Origin of the sequence: Streptomyces sp. JJ38 (genome assembly GCF_019303475.1) — a bacterium.
In the GTDB taxonomy this organism is placed as follows: domain Bacteria; phylum Actinomycetota; class Actinomycetes; order Streptomycetales; family Streptomycetaceae; genus Streptomyces.
In genome coordinates this window covers 1-24,207 of sequence record NZ_JABLSI010000005.1, presented here as the reverse complement: position 1 = coordinate 24,207, position 24,207 = coordinate 1, and the positions used below count along the sequence as shown (strand labels likewise).

General features: G+C 75.3%; 21 protein-coding genes. 8 read left to right on the top strand and 13 right to left on the bottom strand.

Annotated elements, in window-relative coordinates; genetic code table 11:
- Positions 1-66 precede the first annotated feature (66 nt).
- Positions 67-1,500 (top strand): DUF2252 domain-containing protein, encoded by a 1,434-nt coding sequence (locus tag HPT28_RS03680; protein ID WP_219089155.1) that lies wholly within the window; start codon positions 67-69, stop codon positions 1,498-1,500.
- 75 nt (positions 1,501-1,575) lie between these two features.
- Here HPT28_RS03680 and HPT28_RS03675 read toward each other — a convergent pair whose 3' ends face one another.
- The gene (locus HPT28_RS03675) at positions 1,576-2,409 is read right to left on the bottom strand and encodes a methyltransferase domain-containing protein (RefSeq protein ID WP_219089153.1); all 834 of its coding nucleotides are present in this window, start codon (positions 2,407-2,409) and stop codon (positions 1,576-1,578) included.
- Between the two features lie 29 nt (positions 2,410-2,438).
- Between HPT28_RS03675 and HPT28_RS03670 the strand changes: the two genes are divergently transcribed.
- Positions 2,439-3,971 (top strand): PLP-dependent aminotransferase family protein, encoded by a 1,533-nt coding sequence (locus HPT28_RS03670; RefSeq protein WP_219089151.1) that lies wholly within the window; start codon positions 2,439-2,441, stop codon positions 3,969-3,971.
- Positions 3,972-4,549: 578 nt separating this feature from the next.
- A complete protein-coding gene (locus HPT28_RS03665) occupies positions 4,550-5,521 on the top strand; it encodes an SDR family oxidoreductase (RefSeq protein ID WP_219089150.1) in 972 nt (323 codons plus the stop codon).
- Between the two features lie 40 nt (positions 5,522-5,561).
- On the opposite strand, the gene HPT28_RS03660 is transcribed toward HPT28_RS03665, so the two are convergent.
- From HPT28_RS03660 to HPT28_RS03640, 5 genes are all read right to left on the bottom strand, one after another.
- Positions 5,562-5,978: a DUF2795 domain-containing protein gene (locus HPT28_RS03660; protein WP_219089148.1), complete on the bottom strand. Its 417-nt coding sequence runs from the start codon at positions 5,976-5,978 to the stop codon at positions 5,562-5,564.
- A 230-nt stretch (positions 5,979-6,208) separates the two neighbouring features.
- Positions 6,209-6,700 carry a DUF3574 domain-containing protein gene (locus HPT28_RS03655; protein WP_219089146.1) on the bottom strand — a complete coding sequence of 164 codons (492 nt, stop codon included), beginning with the start codon at positions 6,698-6,700 and terminating at the stop codon, positions 6,209-6,211.
- Positions 6,697-7,803, bottom strand: coding sequence for a DNA-binding protein (locus tag HPT28_RS03650; RefSeq protein WP_219089144.1), 1,107 nt, complete (start codon positions 7,801-7,803; stop codon positions 6,697-6,699). Before HPT28_RS03650 ends, HPT28_RS03655 begins: the two co-directional genes overlap by 4 nt.
- Before the next feature lie 10 nt (positions 7,804-7,813).
- Entirely contained in the window at positions 7,814-9,022 is a 1,209-nt protein-coding gene (locus tag HPT28_RS03645; protein ID WP_219089143.1) for an MAB_1171c family putative transporter, read from the bottom strand.
- 1 nt (position 9,023) lies between these two features.
- Entirely contained in the window at positions 9,024-9,602 is a 579-nt protein-coding gene (locus HPT28_RS03640; protein ID WP_219089141.1) for an ImmA/IrrE family metallo-endopeptidase, read from the bottom strand.
- A gap of 198 nt (positions 9,603-9,800) precedes the next feature.
- Between HPT28_RS03640 and HPT28_RS03635 the strand changes: the two genes are divergently transcribed.
- The 3 genes from HPT28_RS03635 to HPT28_RS03625 all read left to right on the top strand — a co-directional run bounded on the left by HPT28_RS03635 (position 9,801) and on the right by HPT28_RS03625 (position 14,122).
- The gene (locus tag HPT28_RS03635; protein ID WP_219089139.1) at positions 9,801-10,058 is read left to right on the top strand and encodes a hypothetical protein; all 258 of its coding nucleotides are present in this window, start codon (positions 9,801-9,803) and stop codon (positions 10,056-10,058) included.
- 267 nt (positions 10,059-10,325) lie between these two features.
- A complete protein-coding gene (locus HPT28_RS03630; RefSeq protein WP_257577999.1) occupies positions 10,326-12,368 on the top strand; it encodes a hydantoinase/oxoprolinase family protein in 2,043 nt (680 codons plus the stop codon).
- Positions 12,365-14,122, top strand: a complete 1,758-nt coding sequence (locus HPT28_RS03625; RefSeq protein WP_219089137.1) for a hydantoinase B/oxoprolinase family protein — start codon at positions 12,365-12,367, stop codon at positions 14,120-14,122. The genes HPT28_RS03630 and HPT28_RS03625 overlap by 4 nt, the downstream gene beginning before the upstream one ends.
- On the opposite strand, the gene HPT28_RS03620 is transcribed toward HPT28_RS03625, so the two are convergent.
- The 5 genes from HPT28_RS03620 to HPT28_RS03600 form a co-directional block, all read right to left on the bottom strand.
- Complete coding sequence (locus tag HPT28_RS03620; protein WP_219089135.1) at positions 14,066-15,610, bottom strand: helix-turn-helix domain-containing protein; 1,545 nt, start codon at positions 15,608-15,610, stop codon at positions 14,066-14,068. The genes HPT28_RS03625 and HPT28_RS03620 overlap by 57 nt on opposite strands.
- Positions 15,607-16,713: a DUF917 domain-containing protein gene (locus tag HPT28_RS03615; protein ID WP_219089133.1), complete on the bottom strand. Its 1,107-nt coding sequence runs from the start codon at positions 16,711-16,713 to the stop codon at positions 15,607-15,609. The genes HPT28_RS03620 and HPT28_RS03615 overlap by 4 nt, the downstream gene beginning before the upstream one ends.
- Positions 16,710-18,140, bottom strand: coding sequence for a hypothetical protein (locus HPT28_RS03610; protein ID WP_219089131.1), 1,431 nt, complete (start codon positions 18,138-18,140; stop codon positions 16,710-16,712). Before HPT28_RS03610 ends, HPT28_RS03615 begins: the two co-directional genes overlap by 4 nt.
- 39 nt (positions 18,141-18,179) lie before the next feature.
- Positions 18,180-18,719 carry a hypothetical protein gene (locus HPT28_RS03605; protein WP_219089130.1) on the bottom strand — a complete coding sequence of 180 codons (540 nt, stop codon included), beginning with the start codon at positions 18,717-18,719 and terminating at the stop codon, positions 18,180-18,182.
- Positions 18,720-19,163: 444 nt separating this feature from the next.
- On the bottom strand, positions 19,164-19,637 hold the full coding sequence (locus HPT28_RS03600; protein ID WP_219089128.1) for a DUF309 domain-containing protein: 474 nt from the start codon (positions 19,635-19,637) through the stop codon (positions 19,164-19,166).
- Between the two features lie 116 nt (positions 19,638-19,753).
- On the opposite strand from HPT28_RS03600, the gene HPT28_RS03595 reads away from it, so the two are divergent.
- Complete coding sequence (locus HPT28_RS03595; protein WP_219089126.1) at positions 19,754-21,310, top strand: ATP-dependent DNA ligase; 1,557 nt, start codon at positions 19,754-19,756, stop codon at positions 21,308-21,310.
- 21 nt (positions 21,311-21,331) lie between these two features.
- On the opposite strand, the gene HPT28_RS03590 is transcribed toward HPT28_RS03595, so the two are convergent.
- Positions 21,332-21,754 (bottom strand): HIT family protein, encoded by a 423-nt coding sequence (locus HPT28_RS03590; RefSeq protein WP_219089124.1) that lies wholly within the window; start codon positions 21,752-21,754, stop codon positions 21,332-21,334.
- Between the two features lie 197 nt (positions 21,755-21,951).
- Between HPT28_RS03590 and HPT28_RS03585 the strand changes: the two genes are divergently transcribed.
- Positions 21,952-22,188 carry a hypothetical protein gene (locus HPT28_RS03585; protein WP_219089122.1) on the top strand — a complete coding sequence of 79 codons (237 nt, stop codon included), beginning with the start codon at positions 21,952-21,954 and terminating at the stop codon, positions 22,186-22,188.
- A gap of 15 nt (positions 22,189-22,203) precedes the next feature.
- Here the strand turns inward: HPT28_RS03585 and HPT28_RS03580 are convergent, their stop codons facing one another.
- Positions 22,204-24,117 carry a long-chain fatty acid--CoA ligase gene (locus tag HPT28_RS03580; protein WP_219089120.1) on the bottom strand — a complete coding sequence of 638 codons (1,914 nt, stop codon included), beginning with the start codon at positions 24,115-24,117 and terminating at the stop codon, positions 22,204-22,206.
- Between the last annotated feature and the right edge of the window lie 90 nt (positions 24,118-24,207).

The window sequence follows — 24,207 nt, the reverse complement described above, 5'->3', positions numbered from 1 at the left end:
GCGGGCCTCGGTGACGGTACGGTCGGGGCGTTCGGTGGTCAGACGGAGAACGAGGAGTGGCCGGTCATGGGCGAGGCGGGGGCGGCGGTGCGGTCCGAGGTGCGGATTCCGGAGGTCGCGGGGTTCGGGAGACGGTCCGGCGCGGGCGACGGCCCGTCCCCCAAGAAGGCCGGCAAGGCGCTGCGGGAGCGGGTACCGCGCTCCGCCCACCACACGCTGGGGGCCCGGGCCGTCGACGGGGAACGGCCGGGCGCGGTCCAGGCGGTCGAGGAGTCGAGCCGCGGACGGGTTCCGGAGCTGACGCCGATACGGGTCGGACGGATGATGGCCTCGCCGTTCGCGTTCCTGCGGGGCTCGGCGGGGTTGATGGCCTACGACCTGGCCGCCACCCCGGTGACGGGCGTGTCCGCCCAGTTGTGCGGCGACGCGCACGCGGGCAACTTCGGGCTGTACGCGGACGCCCGCGGCCGGCTCGTCATCGACCTCAACGACTTCGACGAGACCGCCGTCGGCCCCTGGGAGTGGGACGTCAAGCGGCTCGCGGTGTCCCTGGTCCTGGCGGGCCGGGCGGCGGGCGCCTCGGAGGAGGTGTGCCGGGCCGCCGCCTTCGACGCCGTGGGCGCCTACCGGCGCACGATGCGCCTGCTGGCCGGGATGTCCGCGCTGGATGCGTGGAACGCCATCCCCGACGAGCGGCTGGTGTCGTACGCGGACGCCCGGGACCTGCTGGGCACGCTGGAGCGGGTGGCGGAGAAGGCGCGCAGGAACACCAGCGCCCGCTTCGCGGCCAAGTCGACCGAGGCGTGCCCGGAGGGTGGACGGCGCTTCGTCGACGCGCTCCCCGTGCTGCGCCGGGTCCCGGACGAGGAGGCCGCCGCCGTGGCGGGGGCGCTCGGTGCGTACCTGGAGACGGTCTCGGAGGACATGCTGCCGCTGCTCGCCCGCCACACCATCGAGGACGTGGCGTTCCGCGTCGTGGGAACGGGCAGTGTGGGCACGCGGTCGTACGTGGTGCTCCTGCTCGACCACCGGGGCGAGCCGCTGGTGCTCCAGGTGAAGGAGGCCCGGGCCTCGGCGTTGTCGCCGTATCTGCCCGACGCCGGGTTCGCCGCCCCCGAGGTGGCGCACGAGGGACGGCGGGTCGTGCTGGGGCAGAAGCGGATGCAGGTCGTCAGTGACATCCTGCTCGGCTGGACGACGGTCCAGGGACGCCCGTTCCAGGTGCGGCAGTTCCGCAACCGCAAGGGCAGCGTCGACCCGGCGGCGCTCGCCCCCGAACAGCTCGACGACTACGGCCGGATGACGGGCGCCTTGCTCGCCCGGGCGCACGCGCACAGCGCCGACCCGCGACTGGTGACCGGGTACTGCGGCAAGAACGAGGAGCTGGACGAGGCGGTGGCCGCGTTCGCCGTCGCCTACGCGGACCGCACCGAGGCCGACCACGCCGAGCTGCTGGCGGCGGTCAGGACCGGCCGGCTGGCGGCCGAGCCGGGGGTGTGACCGGAACGGGCGCCCGCAGCGGCCCCGGGCTCTGCCGCCGCACCCGGAGCCGGGGCCCGGGAAGCGGCCCGGCCCCTACTCCGGTCGCAGGGCCCGGGCCTTGAGGAAGGCGTAGTGGAACGTGCCGTCCGGCTCCGCGGCCCGGAGCAGGTCGCGCACGCCGCGGTCGAAGTCGGCGGGGGTGATGAGCCCGGCGGCGACGGCCTCGTCCCGGACGCCGGCGACCATGGCGGTGAAGGTGTTCCGGGTGAAGCCCTCGGCCAGTTCGGGCCGGCCGCCGTCGACGTACACGGTGCGCGGCCGGACCTGGACGTCCGTGTACCCGGCGGCGGTCAGCAGTGGATACAGCCGCCGCCCGAGCAGCCCGTCGCCCCCGCCCGCCGACTGGAGCCGGACGAGGCAGTCGATCGCGGCCCGGGCGTGCGGGCTGTCGGGGTGGAGGAACGCCGAACCGTGGTCGCCCTCGATCACGGTGAGGCTGCCGCCTGGCCTCAGCACGCGGCGCAGGCCGCTCAGCGCGGCCCCGGGGTCCGGCAGGTGCTCCAGGACGAAGCAGACGAAAAGGTGGTCGAAGGAGGCGTCGGGGAACGGCAGGTCGTGCAGGTCCGCCCGGCGGAACTCGACACCCGGGACCCGGGCTCGGGCCTGGGCGAGGGAGTCCTCCGAGACGTCGACGGCCACCAGGCGGGCGCCCGGGCTGGCCGCGGCCAGGTGCACCGTCTGCGCGCCGACGCCGCAGCCGACCTCCAGGACCGTGCTGCCGGGAGGGTAGGCCGTCCCTCCGTGCAGCAGCTCGGCGAGCGTGCCGGCCTGGTCGTTCAGGCGGCGCGACTCGTCGGCGGAGTAGCCGTGCACGTACGGCGTCGGAGCGCCGGGGGAAAAGGGCAGGGTGGTCTGGGCTGCTGTCATGGGTTTCAGTCTTGGCCCACAATGGTCCGGTGAACAGGTCCAATGACGGCGTGTTCGAGCAGACCAACACAGGTGGCTCCGACTTCCTTCAGCTCGATGCCCGGCAGGCTCCGCCCGGTGGCCTCGCGCACTGGCTGGCCGACCGGCTGCGCCGTGCCGTCGCCGACGGACGGCTGCCGGTGGGCAGCCGGCTGCCGCCGAGCCGGGTGCTCGCCGCCGAACTGCGGGTGTCGCGGGGCGTGGTGACGGAGGCGTACCGACGGCTGGCCGAGGACGGGCACGTGAGCGGGCGGGGACGCGGCGGCACGGTCGTCGTGGCCGCTCCGGTGGCGGTGTCTCCGGCGGTACCGCCCCGGCCTGCCGGACCGGCCCCGGAGGACGGGGCGTTGTTCCGCGGCGCCCCGGGCGCCGACGTCTTCGAGGCGATGCGGGCGTCCGCGGCCCGGATCGACCTCTCCCCCGGTCTCCCCGATCTCGCCGCCTTCCCCCGGGCGGCCTGGCTGCGGGCGGAGCGGGCCGTGCTCGGGGAACTCGCCGCCACCGAGCTCGGCTACGGCGATCCGCGCGGGGCGCCCGTGCTGCGCCGGGCCGTCGCCGGCTGGCTCGCCCGCAACCGCGGCATCCGGGCGGCTCCGGAGGACGTGGTGATCGTGGCCGGGGTGGCCCAGGCTCTGGCACTGCTCGCCCTCGTGCTGCGGGACGAGGGCAAGGACGCGGTCGCCGTGGAGGACCCGGGCTCGCTGGGCGTCCGCCAGCAGTTGCGCGGCTGGGGCGTGCGCACGCCCCCGGTACCGGTGGACGCGGAGGGCCTGCGGGTCGACGCCCTGCGGCAGTCGGGGGCGCCGGCCGTGCTGCTGACACCGGCTCACCAGTTCCCGACGGGCGTGGTCCTCGGTGGCGAGCGGCGCCGCGCGGTGAGGCGCTGGGCGGAGGAGGGCGGCCTGGTTCTGGAGGACGACTACGACGCCGAGCACCGCTACGGCCGACCGCCCGTCGCCGCCCTCCGGGCCCTGCTCCCCGAGCACGTCTGCTACGCGGGCAGCGTGTCCAAGGTGCTGGCCCCCGCGCTACGCGTGGGCTGGCTGCTGGTGCCCCGGCGGTACCGGGACGCCGTCGTCGACGCCAAGCGGCTGATGGACCTCGGCAACGCCGTGCTGCCGCAGGTGGTCCTGGCGCGGCTGATGGAGTCGGGCGAGCTGGAGCGCCATCTGCGGGCGCTGCGACGCCGGCACCGTCGGCGCCGGGACGCGATGGTCTCGGCGATCGCCGAGGAGCTGCCGGGTGCCGTGGTGCACGGAACGGCGGCGGGGCTGCACCTCCTGGTCACCTTCGACGACGGGCTCGGCACGGGCGGGCTCAGCGACGTCGAGGTCGCGGCCGAGGCGCTGGCGCGCGGGGTGAAGGCCCAGCCGCTGTCCTGGCACGCCCGGCTGCCCACGGGACCGGGGCTCGTCCTGGGGTACGCGGCATGCGCGCCGACGCGGATCCGGCAGGGCGTGGCCGTACTCGGCGACATCCTGCGGGACGGCGGTGCCCGGCATTCCCGGCGCCACTCCCGCTGACGGAGCCCGGCCGTCGTCGTCCGCCGACCTGCGGCCGTCCACGGTGTTGACCGGGCGGTGAGACGCCTCCCGTACTGACCGCCGAATCGCTCGGCGCTCTCGGCCCGCAGCTCCTGCGCGCACGCGACCCTGCTCACCCCCGGAAGCCGGCGCTCCTGCGGGACACCGGGGGGGGCTCAGCCACCCCCGGTCGCGAGCGCCTGGAAGGGCAACGCCTCGGCGCCGGCGGTCGTCTGGGCCGGGCACGGCATCCGGTGCGGGCTCGGCACGGACGGCACCCGGGCCGGACGGCGGACGGCCCGGCGCCACGTAGGGCGGCCCGCAGCCGTGCGCCAGGGCGTGTTCGGCCGCCGCGGCCGCGACCTCCACGGAGAACCCGAGCCGCGAGAGCCCCCGGCCACCGCCGTACGCCCGGGTAGCACGGTGGCGGAAACCGTTCCCGGACGCGGTCGGGCGGGTGTGCTTGGCTCCACGTCCCCGGGGTACCCGGGGACTCCGTGCGGCCGGGCGCGGTGCGCCGGAGACGTCGGCGGGCCCGCGGCCGGCGGCGCTGGTGAAAGGCGTCCGAGGAGGTCGGCATGCGTGTTCGCGGATCCGTCGTCGTCGTGACCGGGGCGTCCGGAGGCATCGGACGCGCCACGGCCGAGGCGTTCGCCCGGCGGGGCTGCGCCGTCGTCCTCGCCGCCCGGCGTGAGGGCGCGCTGCGGGCGGCGGCCGAGGAGTGCGAGCGCCACCGCGGCGCCCGGACCCTCGTCGTTCCCACCGATGTCACCGACAACCACCAGGTCACCTGGCTGGCCCACCGTGCGGTGGAGGAGTTCGGGCACGTCGACGTGTGGGTGAACTGCGCCGCCGTCGGCGTGTTCGGCCCCTTCCGCCGTGTGCCACTGCCGGATCTGCGCACGGTCCTGGACGTCAACGTGCTCGGCTCCGTGCACGGCTCCCGCTCCGCGTTGCGGACGATGCGGGCGCACGGCGGCGGCACCCTGGTGAACGTCTCCTCGGTGGTGGGCGAGGTGAGCCAGCCCTACACCCACCTGTACGGGATGTCGCAGGCCGCGATCCGCTCGCTGAGCGGCAGTCTGCGGCAGGAGCTGCGGCTGAGCGGCGACCGGAACATCCGGGTGTGCACCGTGCTGACCGGGACGGTCGACACGCCGCTCTTCCGGGAGGCAGCCAACTACACGCGGCGCGCGGTACGGCCGATGCCACCGGTGTACAGCCCCGAGCGGGTGGCGCGGGCGATCGTGCACGCCGTCGAGCGACCGCGGCGGGAGATCGTGGTGGGGGCGGGGAGCCGCTCCCTGATGCGGGGCGCGCGGTTCGCTCCGGCGCGCGCGGAGCGGCGGATGGCCCGCCGGGTGGACCGGGAGCACCTCTCACGGCGGCGGTCCGCCCGCCCCGGGCACGGGAACCTGTACACCCCGGAGCCCGGGACGGGCAGTGTGCACGGCGCGCGGTCCGGACACCGGACCGCCGTGCGCCGGGCGACTCTCGCGGCCGGGCTGGCGTGCGCGGCGGCGGCCGGCGGGCGGGCGCTCACGCGCTGAGCGCGGCGATCCGCCCGGGGACACGCGCCCGCCGGACGGATCAGGTGCGGTGGGCCTCGGTGCCGAAGCCCAGGGCGCGCATGATCTCCTGGACGTTGTCGTAGGTGTGCCCGGCGGGCAGCCCCGAGACGAGGTCCACGAGCCGGTCGGGGGCGTTGTTCTCGCGCAGCGTGCGCAGGAGGTCGTTGCGCTGGGCGGGGTAGACGCTGATGCCCAGGTGCCGGGCCAGCTCGTTGCGCAGACCGACGTCGTCGGGGGTCATCCCGGGCGGGGTCCCGCCGGTCAGGGTCGTGCCGGGCGCGAGGTCCGCCTCCGGCTGGTCCTCTCCCGGGGGTTCGGCCTCCCGGGAGTCGTCGGCGCGCGTCGAGCGGCCCGCCCGGAGCTCGCTGCGCACCGCCTCCTTGGCCGCGTCGTCCCGCATCGGGCCGCCCTTGTTCGGTCCGTGCTGCATCGTCATCGGGTCCTCTCCTCCAAGGAAGGACGGGCGACGGCTGAGCCGCGCCGGGGCGCAGGCCGGTTGGCGGCGGCTCACGCCGTACGGCGTGTGGGGCCGCTGGGTACCCGCCGGGCGGGGCCGCGAAACGATCGCCTCGGCCGGCCGCCGCCGGGAGGACGCCCGGCCCCGGGGCAACGGGGCGCCCCGGGGCAGGGCGGCTTCACCCGGCCGGTGTCATCGGGTGGCGCGCCTCAGAAGTCGACCAGGACGCGGTGGTCCACGCGGCCGACGGACTCCAGGTCCCAGCGGGTGGTGTAGGCGCGGCGGATCTCCTCGATCGACGCGTCACTGCGCCAGGCGGTGTGGGCCGGGTACAGGAGGATCAGCTCGTAGGACTCCTCGCTGTTGATGTCGCCCTCGTGGTCACGCCACTGCCCGTGGCCCTTCTGCAGAGTGAGGCCCGAGGGGAAGCGCGGGGTGATCTCCTCGTCCAGGAAGGCGTGGAACTGCTCGTCGGTTATCGGTGGTTCGCCGTTGTGGCGGCCGGTGCCGAAGAACAGGCGGGTCTCCAGCCAGCGCTCGCCCCGGTACGGCCGGGTCTCGGAGCCGGGCGCGGCCTCGGCGGCCCCGGCGGGGGCGAGGCTGGTCGGCGCCGGGGCGGAGGCCGGGTCGGAGTGGCGGTCGAGGGCGAGCGCGAGGAGTGACAGCGCGCTGATGAGCAGGGCCGTGACGGTCAGGTTCACCAGCAGCCGGTGTGACGCTCGCAGCGGTGCTCCGCCCGGGGTGCTCCACACGGTGGCACGCTCCCTTCTGGGCCCGTGGGGGACGGGCCCGACGTCCCGCCGCCGTACGGTGGCGGCAGGGTGGTCTGGAGGTGCCGCGCGGCGTCGCGCAGCGCACCGGGAAGGTGCGGGGCGGCGACGGCGGAGCGCGCGGCCCGCCGCGCGAGCGTCGCCGCACGGGCCGAGCCGATGCCGCCAGCGCTCTGGGCCATGCGAGCCGCCAGCGCCGTCGCGTCGTGCCACGCCCCGGCGCGGAGCGTGGCGGTGAGCAGCTCGGCGTCGAACAGGGCCCGGAAGCCCGTGGTGCCCGGTTCGCCGTCCGTCGCCATGGTCAGTGTGTCGACGGCGCGGTGCCACTCCCCGAGGCCCGCGTGGGTGAGCCCGAGATGCCCGGCGACCTCGTCCTCGTCCACCCACCAGGCCCAGGCCGGATCGCGCGGGGACGGGCCTTCGCCGACGAGGCCGCGGGCGAGGTCGGCGGCGGCCAGGGCGGCGCCGCGACGGCCGCCGAGGGCGTGGGCGCGGGCGCGGCGGAGGTGGAAGACGGCCGCGACTCGGGCGGGCAGGCGGGGCTGCTCCAGCGCGGCGTCGGCGAGACGGAGCGCGGTGTCCGGGCGGCCGAGGTGTGCGGCCTGCATGCTGAGCGTGGCCAGGGTGAGTTGCTCAGTGGCCCGGTCCCCGCAGCGGCGCGCCAGGGCCAGGGAGAGCCGGCAGAAGCGGTGCGCGGCGTGGTGTCGCTCGGCGTCGAAGAGGAGCCATCCGGCGACCTGGGCCAGCTCCCCGAGGGCCGCCCCGACGTCGCTCCCCCACCCGAGCTGCGGCCCTGCGGCCGTGCCCGGCGGCACGGCCCGGACGCCCGCCCACGCGCCCAGGGCCGCGCGGGCCGCCTCGGGCCCGGCGACCGTCGCCCCGGCGCGGGCCTCCAGGGCCAGAACCCGCGTGGTGGCTCCACGCACCCGTGCGGCGTACTCCCCCGCGGCGCGGGCCGACCAGCCGGCCTCCATCAGCGACTCCTCGTCTCGCACGTCCTGCGGGCCGAGGGCGCCCGGCCGCCACGGGGGCACGACCGGAACGTCACGCCCCGGTCCGGGCACGCTCCGCCTCGGCCGGATCACGGCCTGCGGTCAAGACTCTGAAATGGTCCGCGACGCGTGTCAACCACGCGATCTCCTCGTCGATGTCCCCGTCGGGGGCGTGGGTGACGGACTCCGGGCCGCCGGAGCCGGGGCCCGGGGGCCCGGCGGTGCGGGCCGTCAGGGCGCTGCGCAGGAGCAGCGCCTCGTAGGAGGGCGCGGTGTCGGACAGGCCCAGGCGCCGGGCCTCGGCGCGGACGCTGTCCGGGTCCATGTAGGGGCGCAGGGCGAGTTGGCCGTCGCGTATCTCGATGACCCGCCGGTAGAGCCGGTACTCGAGGTCCCGGCCCGGGACGAACTCGTGCAGCCGGGTGGGCGGGGCTTCCAGCGCGATGCCGGGGTTGGCGCGGTAGAGCGCCCACCACAGCGGCCGCAGCCGCCGGTAGGAGCGGTAGTGCCCGCACCACTGGGCGGCCTCGGACAGCCTCGGCCCCCAGGAGGGGACGGTCCAGCCGAACACCTGGAGGAGCGAGCCGATGCTCCCGGCGATCCAGTACAGGTCCGACCACGGCTCGACGAAGCCGGTGGAGACGGCGAGGATCTGCCAGTAGCGGATCAGGCAGTAGACGAGGATGAGCGAGCCGCCGACGGCCACGGCCCACATGCCCGAGCGCAGCCAGGAGCGGTGGGCTATGCGGGCGTAGCGCAGGGACAGCCGTACCGCCTCGACCTGGCCGACGGCACAGACGGCGAGGTACAGCGCGAAGTAGGCGGCGTACCGGGGGTTCTCCAGGTTGAGCAGGACGGTGACCTCCGCCGAGCCCTGCCGCTTGGGCGGGTTGACGAAGAAGAACAGGACCGCCAGCACGGCGAGGGCGAGTCCGTAGCCGAGCATGCGGTTGCGGGCCTTGACCGCCGCCTGCCCGGGGCCGTGGGACCAGTGGACGAGCACGACCTGCTGGGCGGCGGTGAGCACGACGACGAGGGCCTGGCACAGGAAGGTGGTGATGTTCGGGTAGTGCAGGATCCGCGCGATGTCGTCGCGCACCTGGTCCAGTTCGACGAAGAAGCTGAGACTGGAACACAGGAAGTACACGCACAGGGCGATGTAGGCGGCGTCGCGCCGGTGGCGGGGCAGCGCGGGCAGCTTGTACAGGACGGCGGCGAGACCGCCGAGCGCGCAGGTCCACGACAGGACTTGGTAGAACATCCTAGGGCCGCTCCTGGGGTGCTTCCTGGCCGACGACGCTCTCGATCCGGGCGATCGTCTGGGCGGCCTCGGCCGAGACGTCCCAGGTCGCTTCGGCGGGTTTGCGCTGCACCCGGGTCAGCAGCACGGAGGCCATGACCTCGGCTTCCTGTTCCTCGGCGGCCAGATATCCGCAGCGCCCCAGCATGCCGCGCACGACGGACGGTTCGAGGTTGGGGAAGAGCAGCTGGATGGACTGGTCGTCCAGGTCCCCGCCGCGGTGGTGGTCGCAGAGGATGTGCGCGAGCTCGTGCGCGACGATGTGCTCCTGGTGCAGCCTGCTGGTGTGGCTCTCGTACAGCACGAAGTCCTCGTCCTGGGTGGCGATCCACAGTCCGTAGACGCCGGTGTCCCGCAGGTCGACGGCGGCGAGCCGGACGGGGCGGTCGCGCCGCCGGCCCACCTGCTCGGACAGGGCGAACATGTCGGGCGAGTCGGCGACTTCCAGAGCGCCGAGGATGTCCTCGCAGGTGCGGCGCAGGGCCTTGAGGTGACGGCCTCGCCGCTGCCGTTCGTTCCGGCGGGAAGGGGCGGCGTTCATCAGTACTCCGTCGGTGGGGTCCCAGCGGGACCGGGTGGGGGTGGGGCTCCTCGTGGCGTCCGTGTGACGAACAGGGTAATGGCGTGCTCACCCGTGTGGGCACCCCGTGCGACGGCCGCGTGACCTCATCGGGGTCCGCCCCGTTGGCTGGTTGTGACAGCAACCTCCTCGGGCGCCCCGTGGCGAGGGCGCGGACCCATGCCACGTCCCGCATCTGACGAAACGGTTCCTCACGCCGGGACCACGCCCATCTACACCGCCCTGCTGCGGCAGTGGACCGCCCAGGACCGCGCGGTGCCCGGCCGGGTGGACGCGGAGTGGGCGGCGCTGGCCGACTACGCGTCCTGGCGCGCGCGAAGCGCCACCGACCGGCGTCCGCACCCCCCGCGGCTCAGCCGCGCGGCCCGGGCGGGGCAGGACACCCGTCACCTCCCGCCGGCACCCTCTGCCTCCTGACACGCCGGTACGCCGCACCTCCGCGAGCGCCTGCGGACACGGCGGGCCCGGGCAGCGAGGAAGAGCCCGCGGGTCCGGCGCAAGTTTCAGAACGTGGCCGCCTTCTGACGGCACGGCACCGCTCCCGCCACGCACCCAGGGGCTCCCCACAGGCGCCGGGAGCCCCTTCCGTTTTCGGCCGCTTCACCCGCTTCTCCCCACACGCGTCCGCACCCGGGTCTAGCCTGAGCGGCCCGGACACCGCGAAGCGGACGACGAGAGGTGCTGATGGGTGAGTTACGGGTGGCGATGGACATCGGCGGCACGTTCACCGATGTCGTCGTCTACGACGAACGGACCGGACGGTACCGGGCTGGCAAGGCCTCGACGACGCCCGGGGACCTGACCGGGGGCGTCCTCGCGGCCCTGGACTCGGTCGTGACGGACGAGGCGGACATCTCCTTCCTGGTACACGGCACGACCCAGGGCCTCAACGCACTGCTCCAACGGAGCGGGGCCCGCGTCCTGTTGCTGGCCGGAGCCGCGGCGCCCGACACCTACCACATCGCCCGGGGCCCGCGAACGCGCCTGTACGACCTGCGCTACCGCAAGCCCGAACCGCTGGTGCCCCTGCGCGACATCGTCCCGGTCGGCGGCCGGCTCGACGCCGCGGGGCGGGAGATCGAACCGCTGGACGAGGCCGCGGTGCGCAAGGCCGCGGAACGCTACCGCGACGAGGGGTTCACCGCGATCGCGGTCGGCTACCTCTTCAGCCACGTCGATCCGGCGCACGAGCTGCGCACCCGGGAGATCCTCGTGGAGGAGTTGGGGCCCGAGCTGACGGTGTCGCTGTCCCACGAGGCGGCCAACGAGTGGCGGGAGTACGAGCGCACCTCCTCGGCGGTCATGGAGGCCTACATCGGCCCGGTGGTCCGGCGGTACCTGGCCGGGCTGACCGGCACCCTCGCCGAGCGGAGGACGACGGCGCCCCTGCACGTCATGCAGTCCTCCGGGGGCGTCATCACCGCGGAGACGGCCCGCCGCAGGCCGCTGCAGACGCTGCTGTCCGGTCCGGTGGGCGGGACGATGGGCGGGGTCGCGCTGGCTGAGGCGCTGGAGCGGCCGAACCTCGTGTGCGTGGACATGGGCGGCACCTCCTTCGACGTGTCCCTGGTCGTCGACGGCCGGCCGGACCTCGCCGCCGAGACGCGGTTCGAGGGGCTGCCGGTCCTGATGAGCGTGGTGGACATCCACACCATCGGCGCCGGCGGCGGCTCGGTGGCCTGGACGGAGGCGGGCGGCCTGCGGGTGGGCCCGCGCTCGGCGGGCGCGGACCCGGGGCCGGTCTGCTACGGCAGAGGCGGGACCGAGCCGACGGTGACCGACGCGAACCTGGTGCTGGGACGGATCGACGCAGAGGGGTTCGCGGGCGGCCGGATGGCCCTGGACCGGGTGGCGGCCGAGCGGGCGCTGGCGGGCCTCGGCGGAGAGCTGGGGCTGGACGTCCGGGCCATGGCCGAGGGCGTCTGCGACGTGGCCAACGCCAAGATGGCGCAGGCGATCCGCACCATCACGGTCGCCCGCGGCATCGAGCCGAAGCGCTTCGCCCTGGTGGCGTTCGGGGGCGCCGGCCCGATGCACAGCGTCTTCCTCGCCCGCGAGCTGGGGATCGAGGAGGTCGTCGTCCCGCGCTTCCCCGGCGCGCTGTCCGCCTGGGGCATGCTCCAGACGGAGATCCGCCGGGATTTCGCCGAGCCGTTCCTCTGCCTGGACGCCGACCTCGACGGGGCCGCGCTGGCGACCCGGCTGGGCGAGGCGGCCGAGCGGGCGCTGGCCTCGCTGGACAGCGAGGGCGTGCCGCGCGCGGACCGCCGCGTCCGGACGTTCCTCGACATCCGCTACGCCGCGCAGGAGTACACGCTCACCGTGCCGCTCACCCGTCCCGACGAGCCGGCCGACCCCGGTTTCCGGGCCACGGTGGCACAGCGCTTCGCCGAGCTCCACCAGGGCCGCTACGGGCACGCCAACCCCGGCGCCCCCATCGAGTTCACGGCACTGCGCGTCACGGCCCTGGGCGAGCTGCGACGGGCGCGGGCCGAGCGGCTGCCACCGGCCGGCGGGGCGGAGTTCGCCCGGGCCGAGCGGCCGGTCGTCTTCGGTGGCCGGGAGCACGCGACGCGGATCGTGGCCCGTGACGGGCTGCGCCCCGGGCACACGTTCGCGGGCCCGGCCGTCGTCACCGAGCCCACCGCCACCACCGTCGTCCCGCCCGGCCACCGGGTGCACATGGACGCCTTCGGCTCGCTCGTCATCCGCGGGGAGGCCCGATGAGCGCCACAGAGGTACGGAACCCCGGCGAGGGGCCCGACCCCGTCACCGTGGAGATCATCCGCAACGCGGTCATCGCCGCGGCGGACGACATGAACGCCACGCTCATGCGCTCGTCGTACACACCGATCATCTACGAGTGCGGCGACTGCGTGGTGGCGTTGCTGGACGACGAGCACCGGGTGCTCGGCCAGTCCGCCGGGCTGCCCATCTTCCTGGGCAACCTGGAGAGCTGCACGCTGGCGACCGAGGAGCGGTTCGGACGGGAGGTGTGGCGCCCCGGCGACGTGTGGATCCTCAACGACGCCTACCTCGGCGGTACGCACCTCAACGACGTGACGATCTTCGGCCCGGTGTTCACCGGCGGCGAGCTGGCCGGTTTCACCGCCACCCGGGCCCACTGGATCGACGTGGGGTCCAAGGACCCCGGCGGCTCCATGGACTCGGTGAACATCTTCCAGGAGGGCCTGCGCATGGGTCCGCAGAAGCTGGTGGAGGCGGGCGAGGAGGTGCCGGGCGTGATCGACACCATCGCCACGAACGTGCGCTTCCCCTACCCCACGACGGGCGACATGAACGCGATGATCGCCACCATCCGCATGGGCCAGCGGCGGCTCGCGGAGATCGTCGGACGGTTCGGCCTGTCCACGGTCCGGGCGGCGCGGGACGAGATCTTCCGGCAGACCGAGCGGCTGGAGCGCGAGGTCGTCGAGCGCATCCCCGACGGCGTCTACACGGCCGAGGGGTTCCTCGACAACGACGGCGTCGACCTGGCCGCGCCGGTGCCCGTGCGGCTGCGGATCACGGTCGCGGGTTCCGAGGTCGAGTTCGACGTCACCGAGTCGGCCGACCAGACGACCGGGCCGGTCAACTGTGGGACGGCCCAGACCGTCTCGGCCTGCCGGGTCGGCTACAAGCTGCTGGTGAGCCCGGACGTGCCCGGCAACGGCGGCTCGTTTAGGCCGCTGAGCGTCCGGGTGCGCGAGGGTTCGGTCTTCGGCGCCCGCCCCCCGGCGGCCTGCCAGTGGTACTTCTCGCATCTGGGCCTGCTCATCGACCTGGTGGCCCGGGCCCTCGCACCGGTGCTGCCGGAGCGGGTCGCGGCGGCCAGCCACGGCGACTCCATGGTGGTGATGTTCGCCGGGACCGACCCGCGGGTGGAGCGCCCGTATGTGAGCCTGGAGGCGACGCTCGGCGGCTGGGGCGCGTGGGAGGGCTCCGACGGCCAGGACGCGCTGATCAACAACGTCAACGGTTCGCTCAAGGACCTCCCGGTCGAGGTGTTCGAGGCGCGGTTCCCGCTGCGGGTCACGCGCTACGCCATCCGGCCCGACTCCGGCGGCGCCGGCCGGTGGCGGGGCGGCAACGGGGTGCTGCGCGAGTACCGGGCCCTCGCGGACTGCACGGTGTCCCTGTGGTTCGAGCGGTCGGTCACGCCCGCCTGGGGGCTGGCCGGGGGCGGGGACGCGGCGCCGCCCGAGGTCGTCGTCAATCCGGGGCGCCCCGACGAGCGGCGGATGCTGAAGTGCAACGGGGTGCCGTTGCACGCCGGGGACGTCGTGCGCTGCATGACCGGTGGCGGCGGCGGGTACGGCGACGCCGCCGCGCGCGACCCGGAGGCCGTCCGGGGTGACCTGCTGGACGGTCAGATCTCACCCGGACACGCGGAGGCGGTGTACGGGACGCCTGCGCATGCGGGGTCAGCCGGTCACCGGACGGGTGCTCAGGAGAGCGTGGCAGGCCAGGTGGAGGGCTAGCCGGCCGTCGGGCGCGTCCGGGTCGACGCCGCGGGCCCGGATGCGCTCCACCCGGCCGAGGACGGTGTTGCGGTGGACGCCGAGCCGGGCCGCCGTCTGCCCGGTGGAGCCGGCGCAGTCGAGCAGGGCGGCGAGGGTGGTCAGCAGGACGTCGGCCTTGGCGTCGGCCAGCAGCGGCGCGAGCAGGGTCCGGGCGGCGGCGGCCAGTTCGGTCACGGGCAGGGCTGCCAGCACGGCACGCGGACCCAGCTCGGCGTAGCGCTCGACGGTCCCGGGCGGTCTTCGGCTGGCCGCCGTCGCGGCCAGTTCGGCCTCGGCCAGCGAGCGGCGCAGGCCCGCCACGCCCTCGCCCGGCTCCCCCACCCCCGCGGTCAGCGGGAGGGGGATGCGGGCGTGGGCGATGCGCCGCTGGACCTGCCGCACCACCTGGCCGACGTCGCAGCCGGTGAACCAGGTCGTCCAGCCGCCGTGCTGGGGCACCAGCGGGGCGGCGGAGCGGCCCGTCTGCCAGCCGGCGACGACTCCGGCGGAGGCCGCCTCCAGGTCGGCGGTGACCGGCTCGGCCGGGCGCAGCTGGACGCCGACGTGCAGCCCGTCGACGGGCCAGCCCGCCTCCCTGGCCATCTGCTCGGGCCCCGGGCCGCCACCGTCCCCGGCCACTGCGGTGCCGCCGCCCTCGGGCAGGACGCTCGCGCCCCCGCTGAGCAACGACTCCAGCAGCAGCCGGTCGCGTCCGACCTGGTGGGACAGCGACAGCCGCAGCCCGGCTCCGGCCGCGGTCAGGGAGGAGCGGGCGAGGCGCAGGATCGTCGTCACCGTCTCCGTCCACGCGGGCGAGACGTCGCTGAGGCGGGCGACGAGTGTGGCCCAGGGGCGCCCGTCGGGGCCGGGCACCGGGACGGTGACCCGGCGCTGCTGCCCGGCGCCGGCCTCGTCCGTCCGCTGGGCCGCGGCCCGCCCGGCCAGCAGGTAGCCCTCCTGGGTGACCAGGGCGACGAGGGCGCCGGGGACCTCGGTGTTGATGGCCCCGACGATGTCCCGCAGGCTGGACCGTTCGCTGAACAGGACGGCGCACCGCGCGACGAGGCGGGCGCGGGCGGCCTCGGTGTCCGCGACGGCGACGGCCAGGTCGAGGGCGAGGCGGGCCGGATCGGCGACGGAGAGCAGCGGCATCCGCAGCCGCTCGGCCAGCTGCGGCGTGGAGCCGGTGACGGGGATGTCGGCGGGCGCCACCACGCAGGCGGCGTTGCGCTCCCAGGCGAAGCGCATCGCCGCCTCCAGCGCCCAGCTTCCGTGGGCCGCGGCCGGATGGAGCACCATGGCGGTCTCCGGGCTGCACCGTCGGGCCTGGTCCAGGTCGGAGATGAGGGTGACGCCGGTGACGGGCCTCTCCAGTCGGTCTCCGGCCCAGATCCGGGCCTCGCCGAGGGGGCCGAAGCGCACCAGCTCGGCGACGGTCAGCGGACCGGCGGGACGGCTGCGGCTCATCGGCTGCCTTCCTCGTTCGGGTGACGCACGGGGAACCCGAAGGCGCGCGGACCGGCGAGCGCGAGGCCCTCGGGGGTGTGCCACATGGGTGCGGCCGGTACGACGAGGACGTCCACGTGGTCGCCGACGGCCACGCCCTCCAACCCGACCGGGCGCAGCTTCTGCCGGTCCAGCAGACACACCACGTCGGGCACGGCGGCCACGACGGCGCCGTCCACGAGGGCCAGCAGGATCTCGTTCTGCGCCTCCAGCCGGACGACGGGGCCGTCCGAGGCCGGGTCGGACACCACGATGCTGGTGGGCATGGACGGGTAGTGGCGGGCGCCCCCGGCGGGTTCCGGCAGGTCGAGCGCGACGACGCGGCCGCTGGCCAGCAGCCGGGCGCCGACGGTGCGGGCGAGCCCGGCCAGCACGGCGGCGTGCCGGCTCTGGGTGAGGAGCAGCTCGCCCATGCGCAGGATGCGGCTCGTCGAGCCGCGGATGGCGGCGTGCCGCAGTCGTTCGACGGTCGCGGGGTACATGGCGCACGTCATGAGCCCGCCGGAGGCGTCGACGACCCCGCGCAGCAGCAGGTCCGCGCGGGCCGTGGAGCAGTCGAGCACGACGCTGTCGCCCGCGGCGCTCATCGCGGCCAGCGGGGCGACGGGCAGCCCGGCGAGGGCGTAGGTGGTCTGGTGGATGAGCGGGAGGATGCGCCCCATGCCGTCGCAGTCCACCAGGGGCACGCCCAGGGCCGCCGCGGCGGCGACGGGTACCAGGGCGTTGGGGCCGGCGGAGTTGAGCGCCACGACGGCGTCCACGCGTTCCCCGGTGCGGTCCTCCAGAGCGCGGACGGCTGCCGCGAACTCATCGCCACTGAAGGGAAGTTCGATGAGCGGCGCGAAGCCGCCGACGGCCCCGACGGCCACGCAGCGGGTGCCGGACGGCAGCCCGTCCAGCGGAACCAGTGGCACCGGGCCGTACCGGTCGAGCAGCGCGCCGACGCACACGGTCAGGCCGTCCAGGCCGGCGGCGCCCCGGCCGGAGCTGAGGAGTTCGTTCCCGGCGACGAGGGCGGGCAGGTCGGCGGCGGCGATGTGCCGCAGCGGCACGGGCGCGTTCACCGGCCGTCCTCCGCCCGCCGCGGCTCCCCCGTTCGGGGCCGCCCCTCGACGCGTGGGCCGCTGCCGGCCCGTATCTGGATGCGGTAGATCCGCAGGTACCCCACAGCCGTGGCGGAGGAGCGGACCACCGTGGCGGTGCCCGGTTCGGCACCGTGCGCGGCGACGAGCGCGAGCGCCCGGTGTTCGGCCTGGGCCTGGACCCCTTCGAGCGTCTCGCCCACGCCCACCGGCACCAGGAGGTCGAGCCAGGCGCCCGGCTCGGTGCCCGCCGCTCCGGCCGCCGCGAGATCGGCCTGGGGCCGCAGCAGGACGGCCTGTCTCCCGGCCTGCTCGGCGAGTTCCTCGGCCGTCCGCCGCCCGCTGTCGTCCAGCGGGGCGATCACGTCGGCGGTCTGCCGGCTGCGCGCCCCGGGCAGGTTCACCCCGGCGCTGCGGGCCGGGGCGGTGGTGAGGACGGGCTGGGGTGCGGACACCCGCACGCCGCCGGTTCCCGGCAGGTCGGCCTCGACGTGCGGCAGGCCGTCCCGGACCTGGCCGACCGTCACGGTGCCGCTCTGGGCGAGCACGACGAGGGCGTCGGCGGTGCCCGACTGCCGGGCGGCGGCGATCAGGGCGGCGGCCGCGGTGGCGGCGAGCCCGAGCACCGGCAGCCAGCACAGCCGCCGGGCCGATACGCGGCCGCCGTCTCCGGTGGCGAACCAGCAGGCGGGGGCGCCGGGCAGCGTGGCGGTGGACTCCTCGCAGTGCGCGATGACGCTCTCGGCCGGGTCGAGCAGGGCGGCGTTGATGACGGTCGTCGCCTCACGTTCCAGGAGCCCGAGGCCGCCCGTCTCGTGCGAGAGGCACAGCCGAAGCCGCGGGTCGCGCTCCAGGAGGGCCGCGGCCGCCCCCACCTCGTGGTCGGGGCAGGCGGTGGCGCCGGTGGCGGTGATGGCGACGGTGCCGATTCCGGCGGCGGCGACGGCGTCCGCGCACCGGAGCGCGGCCGTGAGATCGGGTGCGGCCAGTTCGGTGCCGAAGAGGTCGTGCCCGCCCCGGGCGGTGCCGCGCCACGCCACCAGCGAGCGGATGAGCGCGGCCGGGTGGCAGCCGGCCCCGGCGACGGCGGGCGGGCGGGGCACCAGCCGGAGGGCGGCCACCGGGCGCCGCCCGGGCGGCCAGGAGGGGGCGCGGCCCGCGGGCCGGTCCTCCTCCGGCGCGGCGGCCCGGGTCAGGGCGGACTCCAGGACGGCCGAGACGTCCCAGGTGACCGAGGCGACGGCGGACGCCGCGCGGTCGGCCAGCCGGCGCAGAAGCCGGTCGGCCACCTCGCGCGGGCGCGGACCGGCTCCCTCGTCGAGCGAAGCACCGGCCGCTGTGACGATCCGGTCGCCGTCGAGCAGCGCCGCGTGGATGTCGCGGGTGCCCAGGCGGACCCCGATGCGCATGCGTCCCCTTCGTGCGGTGCGTGTGGGCGGCCGGTTCCCTCACGACGTCCAGCGGTAGTACACATCGGCCGGTTGGTGTGGTCCATGCTCGTCCTGAGCCTGGTGTGGTTGCTGTGGCGATTCTTCCGGATGAAGGGCCTCCATGGGGAGGGCGGTGGTGAACCTGTTCGGGCCGTGGCGACGCAGTGAACGGACCCGGCACAGCGTGTCGTAGAGCGCGACACCGTCGGTCAGCACGTGGGTGCGCTCCGGCGGCTGGAGCCAGAAGCGGGCCGTGCACGGCCGGTAGTCGAGCCCGCTGCCGTCCGGCGAGCTACAGCGGGTGGTCAGACGCCGGTACAGGGCGCTGGGCGGCGGCCACTGCCAGGGCCCGTCCTCCGGGTCGATCGGCGCGTGGGCCAACTCGTGGACGAGACAGATGAGTACGGCCCCCACCCGCATCCCCTGGTGGCGCATGGCCTGCAGGGAGTCCACCAGACTGCGGCGCGGCGCCTGCACGATGCCGCCCTGGTGGCCGTTCAGCTCGGGCGGCGGCGTCTCACCGAAGGTGACGAGCCACGGTAACTCGAAGGTCTCCATCACGACCGGCTCCACCGGGAACGCGGCTGACGCGGGACCACGAACGCTCCCCCCGTCCGGTGAACCCCCCTTCCGTCTGGGCGAAGACGGCTGTACGTTGACAGCTCAACCATCCTCTGCATGACTGCCCCCCAGTGGCAAGCACAGCACCTCGGCCTCGGTCGGTCGGCCGGGCGCTGCGGATGTGTGGTGCACGGTCGCAAGGGACGCTAGTGGGACGCCGACGGTTGTCCCTGTGCACCGTGCACAGTCGAGCCCCCATCAGGTGTGCCGCACGCACGGCTCACTGTAGAGCGCTTCCGTTCATCCGACCATCATCCCAGGATGCCGTGGGGTTACCCGTCGTTGTACCGACGGCGAAGGAGTGCCCGCATTCCGTGACCGACGCCACGTCGGCGACATGGCGGGGCGTCAGTCGGCCGGGAAGAGGACCGGAACCCGCCGCTATCCGCGCAGTCTCGGCGCGATGGATGCGGCGGCCGGCGCCTCGCCGAACCGCCCCACCCGCTCGGCGAGCTCGTGCGCCCACGCGACGAGCCCGGGCACGTCCACCCCGTGCGGGTGCGCCTCGGCCATGGGCCCGATGCTCTCCGCACCGCGCCGCAGCAGAGCTCCGGCGCCCACCGGGTTGCCGCGGGCCGCGTGGGTCACCCCCACGGCCAACTGGGCCAGCCCGCGCCACAGTTCCCGCTCGGCGGCCGGACCCGACTTCCAGGCGTCCTCCAACACCTCGTGGGCGTGGAACGGCCTGCCCGCGTCCAGCAGGCGCTGGGCCTCCGTCAGGGACTCCTCCGGGGTCCGCACGACGCCCTCGGGCTGCCGGGCCACGCCCGTCTCGCCGTAGGGCAGCGGGCGGCCGAGCCCGTCCCGCGGGCGGGCGCTGCGGGCCCGGCCCGCCTCGTCCCGGTCACGCACCACCGCGTCTCCTTACACGTCCATGTCCCCAGGGGCGATTCTAGGGAGACGGCACGGGCGGCGAGGCGGGCGGGGGCCGCCGTCCTGCGCCGGGCGGGGCGGCGGGCGAGCATGGACGCATGCTGCTCGCGGATCTCGCCAGGACCTCGAACGCCGTGGCCGCCACCTCCTCCCGCTCGGCGAAGGTGGCCCTCCTCGCGGAGCTGTTCCGCACCGCCGAGCCAAACGAGGCGCCGATCGCCGTCACCTATCTGGCGGGACGGCTGCCGCAGCGGCGCACCGGCGTGGGCTGGCGCACGCTCGCCGAGCCGGTACCCCCGGCGGCCCAGGGGGCTCTGACCGTCTCCGAGGTCGACGCGGCGCTGAGCGCCCTCGCCGCCGTCGCCGGGAAGGGCGCGCGGACGGAACGCCGCCGGCTGCTGGACGGCCTGCTGCGGGCGGCGACCGCCGAGGAGCAGCACTTCCTGGTGCGGCTCCTCACCGGGGAGCTGCGGCAGGGTGCCCTGGACGCGCTCGCCGTCGAGGGGCTGGCGGCGGCGAGCGGGGCGGACGTCGCCGCGGTGCGGCGCGCGGTCATGCTCGGCGGCTCGCTGGGCGCGGTGGCCGAGGCCGTGCTGGCCCGGGGCCCGGCCGCGCTCGCGGACTTCCGGCTCACCGTGGGCCGGCCGGTGCTCCCGATGCTCGCCCAGACCGCCGGCGACGTGGACGAGGCGCTGGACCGGCTCGGGCCGTGCGCGGTGGAGGAGAAGCTCGACGGCATCCGGGTGCAGGTCCACCTCGACGGGGCCGAGGTCGCCGTCTACACCCGCACGCTGGACGAGATCACCGAGCGGCTGCCCGAGGTGGTGGGCGCGGCCCGGGAGCTGTCGGCGCACGCAGCCGTGCTGGACGGCGAGGTGATCGCGCTGGACACGGCGGGCCGCCCGCGGCCGTTCCAGGAGGTCTCCGGACGGGTCGGCTCCCGCTCGGACGTCGGGACGGCGCGGGCCGCCCTGCCTCTGTCCGCCGTCTTCTTCGACCTGCTGTCCGTGGACGGGCGCACGCTGCTCGACCTGCCCGCGCACGAGCGCCACGCCGCGCTGGCCGCGGTGGTGCCCGAGCCGCTGCGCGTGCGGCGGCTCACCGTCACCGACCCGGCCGCCCCGGCCGGGCGGGCCGAGGCCCGGCGCTTCACCGAGGAGGTGCTCGCCCGCGGCCACGAGGGGATCGTCGTCAAGGCGCTGGACGCCCCGTACAGCGCGGGGCGCCGGGGCGCGTCGTGGCTGAAGGTCAAGCCGGTCCACACGCTGGACCTGGTCGTGCTGGCGGCGGAGTGGGGGCACGGCCGCCGCACCGGCACCCTGTCGAACCTGCACCTGGGGGCGCGGCGGGCGGACGGGACGTTCGCGATGCTGGGCAAGACGTTCAAGGGCCTGACGGACGCCCTGCTGGCCTGGCAGACGCGACGGCTGACGGAGCTGGCCGCCGCACGCGAGCCGTGGGGTGTACGGGTGCGTCCCGAACTGGTCGTCGAGGTGGCCTTCGACGGGGTCCAGCGCTCCTCCCGCTACCCGGACGGCCTGACGCTGCGCTTCGCACGGGTGCTGCGCTACCGGGAGGACAAGCGGGCCGAGGAGGCCGACACCGTCGAGACGGTCCGGGCCCTGCACGAGCACGGAGGCGGGGCGGCGGCCTGAACCGGCCGCCGCGCGCCCCTGCTAGGTGTCCCCGTCGGCCAGCGCGGCGCGCACCCGAGCGGCGACGGCGGCAGCCTCGTCCGCGTCCGCGTAGCGGGTGCGCGGCCAGAAGAACCCCCGCAGCCCGTCCTTGCGGTTGCGCGGCACGACGTGGGTGTGGAAGTGCGGCACCGACTGGCTGACCCGGTTGTTGGCGGCGACGAACGTGCCCGCGGCGGCCATGGCCCGCTCCACCGCCCCGGCGATCCGCCGGACCCGCAGGTAGTACGGGCCGACCTCCTCGGGGGCGAGGTCCGTGAGGGTCTCCCGGTGCGCGCGGGGGACGACGAGCACATGGCCGGGGAACAGCGGGCGGTGGTCGAGGAAGGCGACGGCCACGTCGTCCTCGACCACCCGGTGGGCCGCGGTGTCCCCGGCGACGACGGAACAGAAGAGGCAGCTCATGAAAGCCAGTCAACCGGGTGGCCGAGCGCCGCGCCGCCACCCGGGCGCACCGGGGTCGTCCGGGCGGGTGGTCGCGGCTGGGCCGGTCGGGCGGGCGGGACGCGTCGCGCAGGCCCGCCCGGCGGCGCGGCGCCATCCTTGGCCGGTGGCGGACGACCGAGCGTCCGCCACCGTCCGAGCAGTGTGGGAGAACAGCCATGGCCGTGTGCGAAGTGTGCAGCAACGAGTACGAGATGTCCTTCGAGGTCCACGCACAGGGCGGCGCCGTCCATGTGTTCGACAGCCTGGAGTGCATGGCCCAGAAGATGGCGCCGATCTGTGAGAACTGCTCGTGCCGGATTCTGGGGCACGGCGTGCAGTCGGACGGGCAGTTCTTCTGCTGTGCCCACTGCGCCCGCGTCCAGGGCCACGCCGAGCTGGTCGACCACGCCTGAGGCCGGCCGCCGACCTCAGGTGTACAGGGCCTCGACCTCCTCCGCGAAGGCCGTGAGGACGGCCTGTCGCTTGACCTTCAGCGAGGGCGTCAGCATCCCGTTCTCCTCGGTGAACTCCCCCGGCACCAGCCGGAAGGTGCGGATCGACTCGGCCCGCGAGACGGCCTCGTTGGCGTGCTCGACGGCCCTGCCGATGTCGGCGAGGAGTTCGGGGTCCTCCCGCAGTCGCTCGAACGGCGTGTCCCGGGGCCGCCTGCGGACGGCCAGCCAGTGCTCCACGGCCTCCGGGTCGAGGGTGATCAACGCGCCGACGCAGGGCCGGTTGTCGCCGACGACCAGGCACTGGCCCACCGGCGGACGGCTGCGCAGGCGGTCTTCCAGCACCGCCGGGGAGACGTTCTTGCCTCCGGAGGTGACGATGATGTCCTTCTTGCGCCCGGTGATGGTGAGATAGCCGTCGTCGTCGAGGGTTCCCAGGTCGCCGGTGGCGAACCAGCCGTCGCTCAGGGCCTCCCGGGTGGCGGCCTCGTTGTTCCAGTAGGACGTGAACACGATGCCGCCCCTGACCAGGACCTCGCCGTCGTCGGCGATGCGGACGGCGGTGCCCGGGACGGGCTGTCCGACGGTGCCGGGACGGGGGTCGAGCGGCGGGATGACGGTGGCCGCGGCGGTGGTCTCGGTCAGGCCGTAGCCCTCGTAGATGAGCACGCGGCTGGCCAGGAAGAAGAGGTTGAGGTCGCGGTCCAGCGGGGAGCCGCCGCTGATGGCGTACCGCAGCCTGCCGCCCAGCTCCTTGCGCACGCGGCGGTAGACGAGCAGGTCGTACAGCTTCCACGCGAGGGCGAGCCCGGGCCCTGGCCCCCTGCCGGTGCCCAGGAACTCGGCCAGGACGGCTTCGGCGTAGCGCACGGCGATCCGGTCGGCGCGCTCGAAGGAGGAACCGCGGCCCAGCTTCTCGGCGGTGGCCCGGCCGGTGTCGTGGATCTTCTCGAACAGATAGGGCACGCCGACGAGGAACGTGGGCTGGAACCGGCGCAGTTCGGGGCGCAGCTCATCGGGCTTGATGCTCGGCCAGTGGCCGAGCTCGATCCGGGCCGTCAGGCAGGCGATCTGGATGGTGCGCCCGAGGATGTGGGCCAGCGGCAGGAACAGCAGCGTGGAGGCGGCCTGGCCGGTGACGGCCTGGAAGACGGGATGCAGGAGCTGGACGGTGTTGTTCGCCTCGGCGTGCAGGTTGGCGTGGGTGAGCACGCAGCCCTTTGGCCGTCCTGTCGTGCCGGAGGTGTAGCAGACGGTGGCGATGGTCCCGGGGGTCAGGGCGGCGCGCCGCCCTGCCACCTCCTCGTCGGCGATCCGTCCTCCGGCTGCCGTGAGTTCGGCCACGCCCTCGGCGTCGAACTCCCAGATCCGCACCGGCTCGCCGAGCCGGCCGGCCGCCTCCTCGACGGTGGCGCGGTGTTCGGCGTTCTCCACGACAGCGAACCGGGCACCGGAGTCCTCCAGGATCCAGCGCACCTGGTCGGCCGCCGAGGTGGCGTACACGGGGACGCTCTGCCCTCCGGCGGCCCAGATCGCGAAGTCCACCAGGGCCCACTCGTAGCGGGTGCGGGACATCACCGCGACCCGCCCGCCGGGCCGCAGCCCGGCGGCGACGAGCCCCTTGGCCACCGCGGTGACCTCGGCGGCGAACTGCGCGGCGGTGACGGGCTGCCAGCTCTCCCCGCGCCTGCGCCGCATCACCACGGCGTCCGGCGCCTCCAGGGCGTTGGTGAAGGGGATGTCGGCCGTGCTGCCGGCGACCGGCGCGGGCGTGAGGGCCGCGGACCGCGCCTCCCGCACGACGCCTCCTTCCCGGATCACCTCGACGGCGGCCCGGGCGGCCAGGTCACGACGGCTGCGTGCTGCTTTCAGATCCTTGCGTACTCCCATGGAGGCGGCTCCTGTTCGCGAGGGGCGGGGTGGACAGGCGGATGCCGGGGCGCGGCGGGGGTCGGGGCGCGGGCCGGGGGCCCTGGCGGG

Excerpts from the sequence above, each read along its gene's own strand:
- HPT28_RS03640 (WP_219089141.1), bottom strand. The coding sequence starts at position 9,602 with ATGAACGCCGCCCCTTCCCGCCGGAACGAACGGCAGCGGCGAGGCCGT.
- HPT28_RS03645 (WP_219089143.1), bottom strand. The coding sequence starts at position 9,022 with ATGTTCTACCAAGTCCTGTCGTGGACCTGCGCGCTCGGCGGTCTCGCC.
- HPT28_RS03630 (WP_257577999.1), top strand. The coding sequence starts at position 10,326 with ATGGGTGAGTTACGGGTGGCGATGGACATCGGCGGCACGTTCACCGAT.
- HPT28_RS03680 (WP_219089155.1), top strand. The coding sequence starts at position 67 with ATGGGCGAGGCGGGGGCGGCGGTGCGGTCCGAGGTGCGGATTCCGGAG.
- HPT28_RS03585 (WP_219089122.1), top strand. The coding sequence starts at position 21,952 with ATGGCCGTGTGCGAAGTGTGCAGCAACGAGTACGAGATGTCCTTCGAG.
- HPT28_RS03620 (WP_219089135.1), bottom strand. The coding sequence starts at position 15,610 with ATGAGCCGCAGCCGTCCCGCCGGTCCGCTGACCGTCGCCGAGCTGGTG.
- HPT28_RS03625 (WP_219089137.1), top strand. The coding sequence starts at position 12,365 with ATGAGCGCCACAGAGGTACGGAACCCCGGCGAGGGGCCCGACCCCGTC.
- HPT28_RS03595 (WP_219089126.1), top strand. The coding sequence starts at position 19,754 with ATGCTGCTCGCGGATCTCGCCAGGACCTCGAACGCCGTGGCCGCCACC.
- HPT28_RS03610 (WP_219089131.1), bottom strand. The coding sequence starts at position 18,140 with ATGCGCATCGGGGTCCGCCTGGGCACCCGCGACATCCACGCGGCGCTG.
- HPT28_RS03580 (WP_219089120.1), bottom strand. The coding sequence starts at position 24,117 with ATGGGAGTACGCAAGGATCTGAAAGCAGCACGCAGCCGTCGTGACCTG.
- HPT28_RS03605 (WP_219089130.1), bottom strand. The coding sequence starts at position 18,719 with ATGGAGACCTTCGAGTTACCGTGGCTCGTCACCTTCGGTGAGACGCCG.
- HPT28_RS03635 (WP_219089139.1), top strand. The coding sequence starts at position 9,801 with ATGCCACGTCCCGCATCTGACGAAACGGTTCCTCACGCCGGGACCACG.
- HPT28_RS03660 (WP_219089148.1), bottom strand. The coding sequence starts at position 5,978 with ATGACGATGCAGCACGGACCGAACAAGGGCGGCCCGATGCGGGACGAC.
- HPT28_RS03675 (WP_219089153.1), bottom strand. The coding sequence starts at position 2,409 with ATGACAGCAGCCCAGACCACCCTGCCCTTTTCCCCCGGCGCTCCGACG.
- HPT28_RS03590 (WP_219089124.1), bottom strand. The coding sequence starts at position 21,754 with ATGAGCTGCCTCTTCTGTTCCGTCGTCGCCGGGGACACCGCGGCCCAC.
- HPT28_RS03665 (WP_219089150.1), top strand. The coding sequence starts at position 4,550 with ATGCGTGTTCGCGGATCCGTCGTCGTCGTGACCGGGGCGTCCGGAGGC.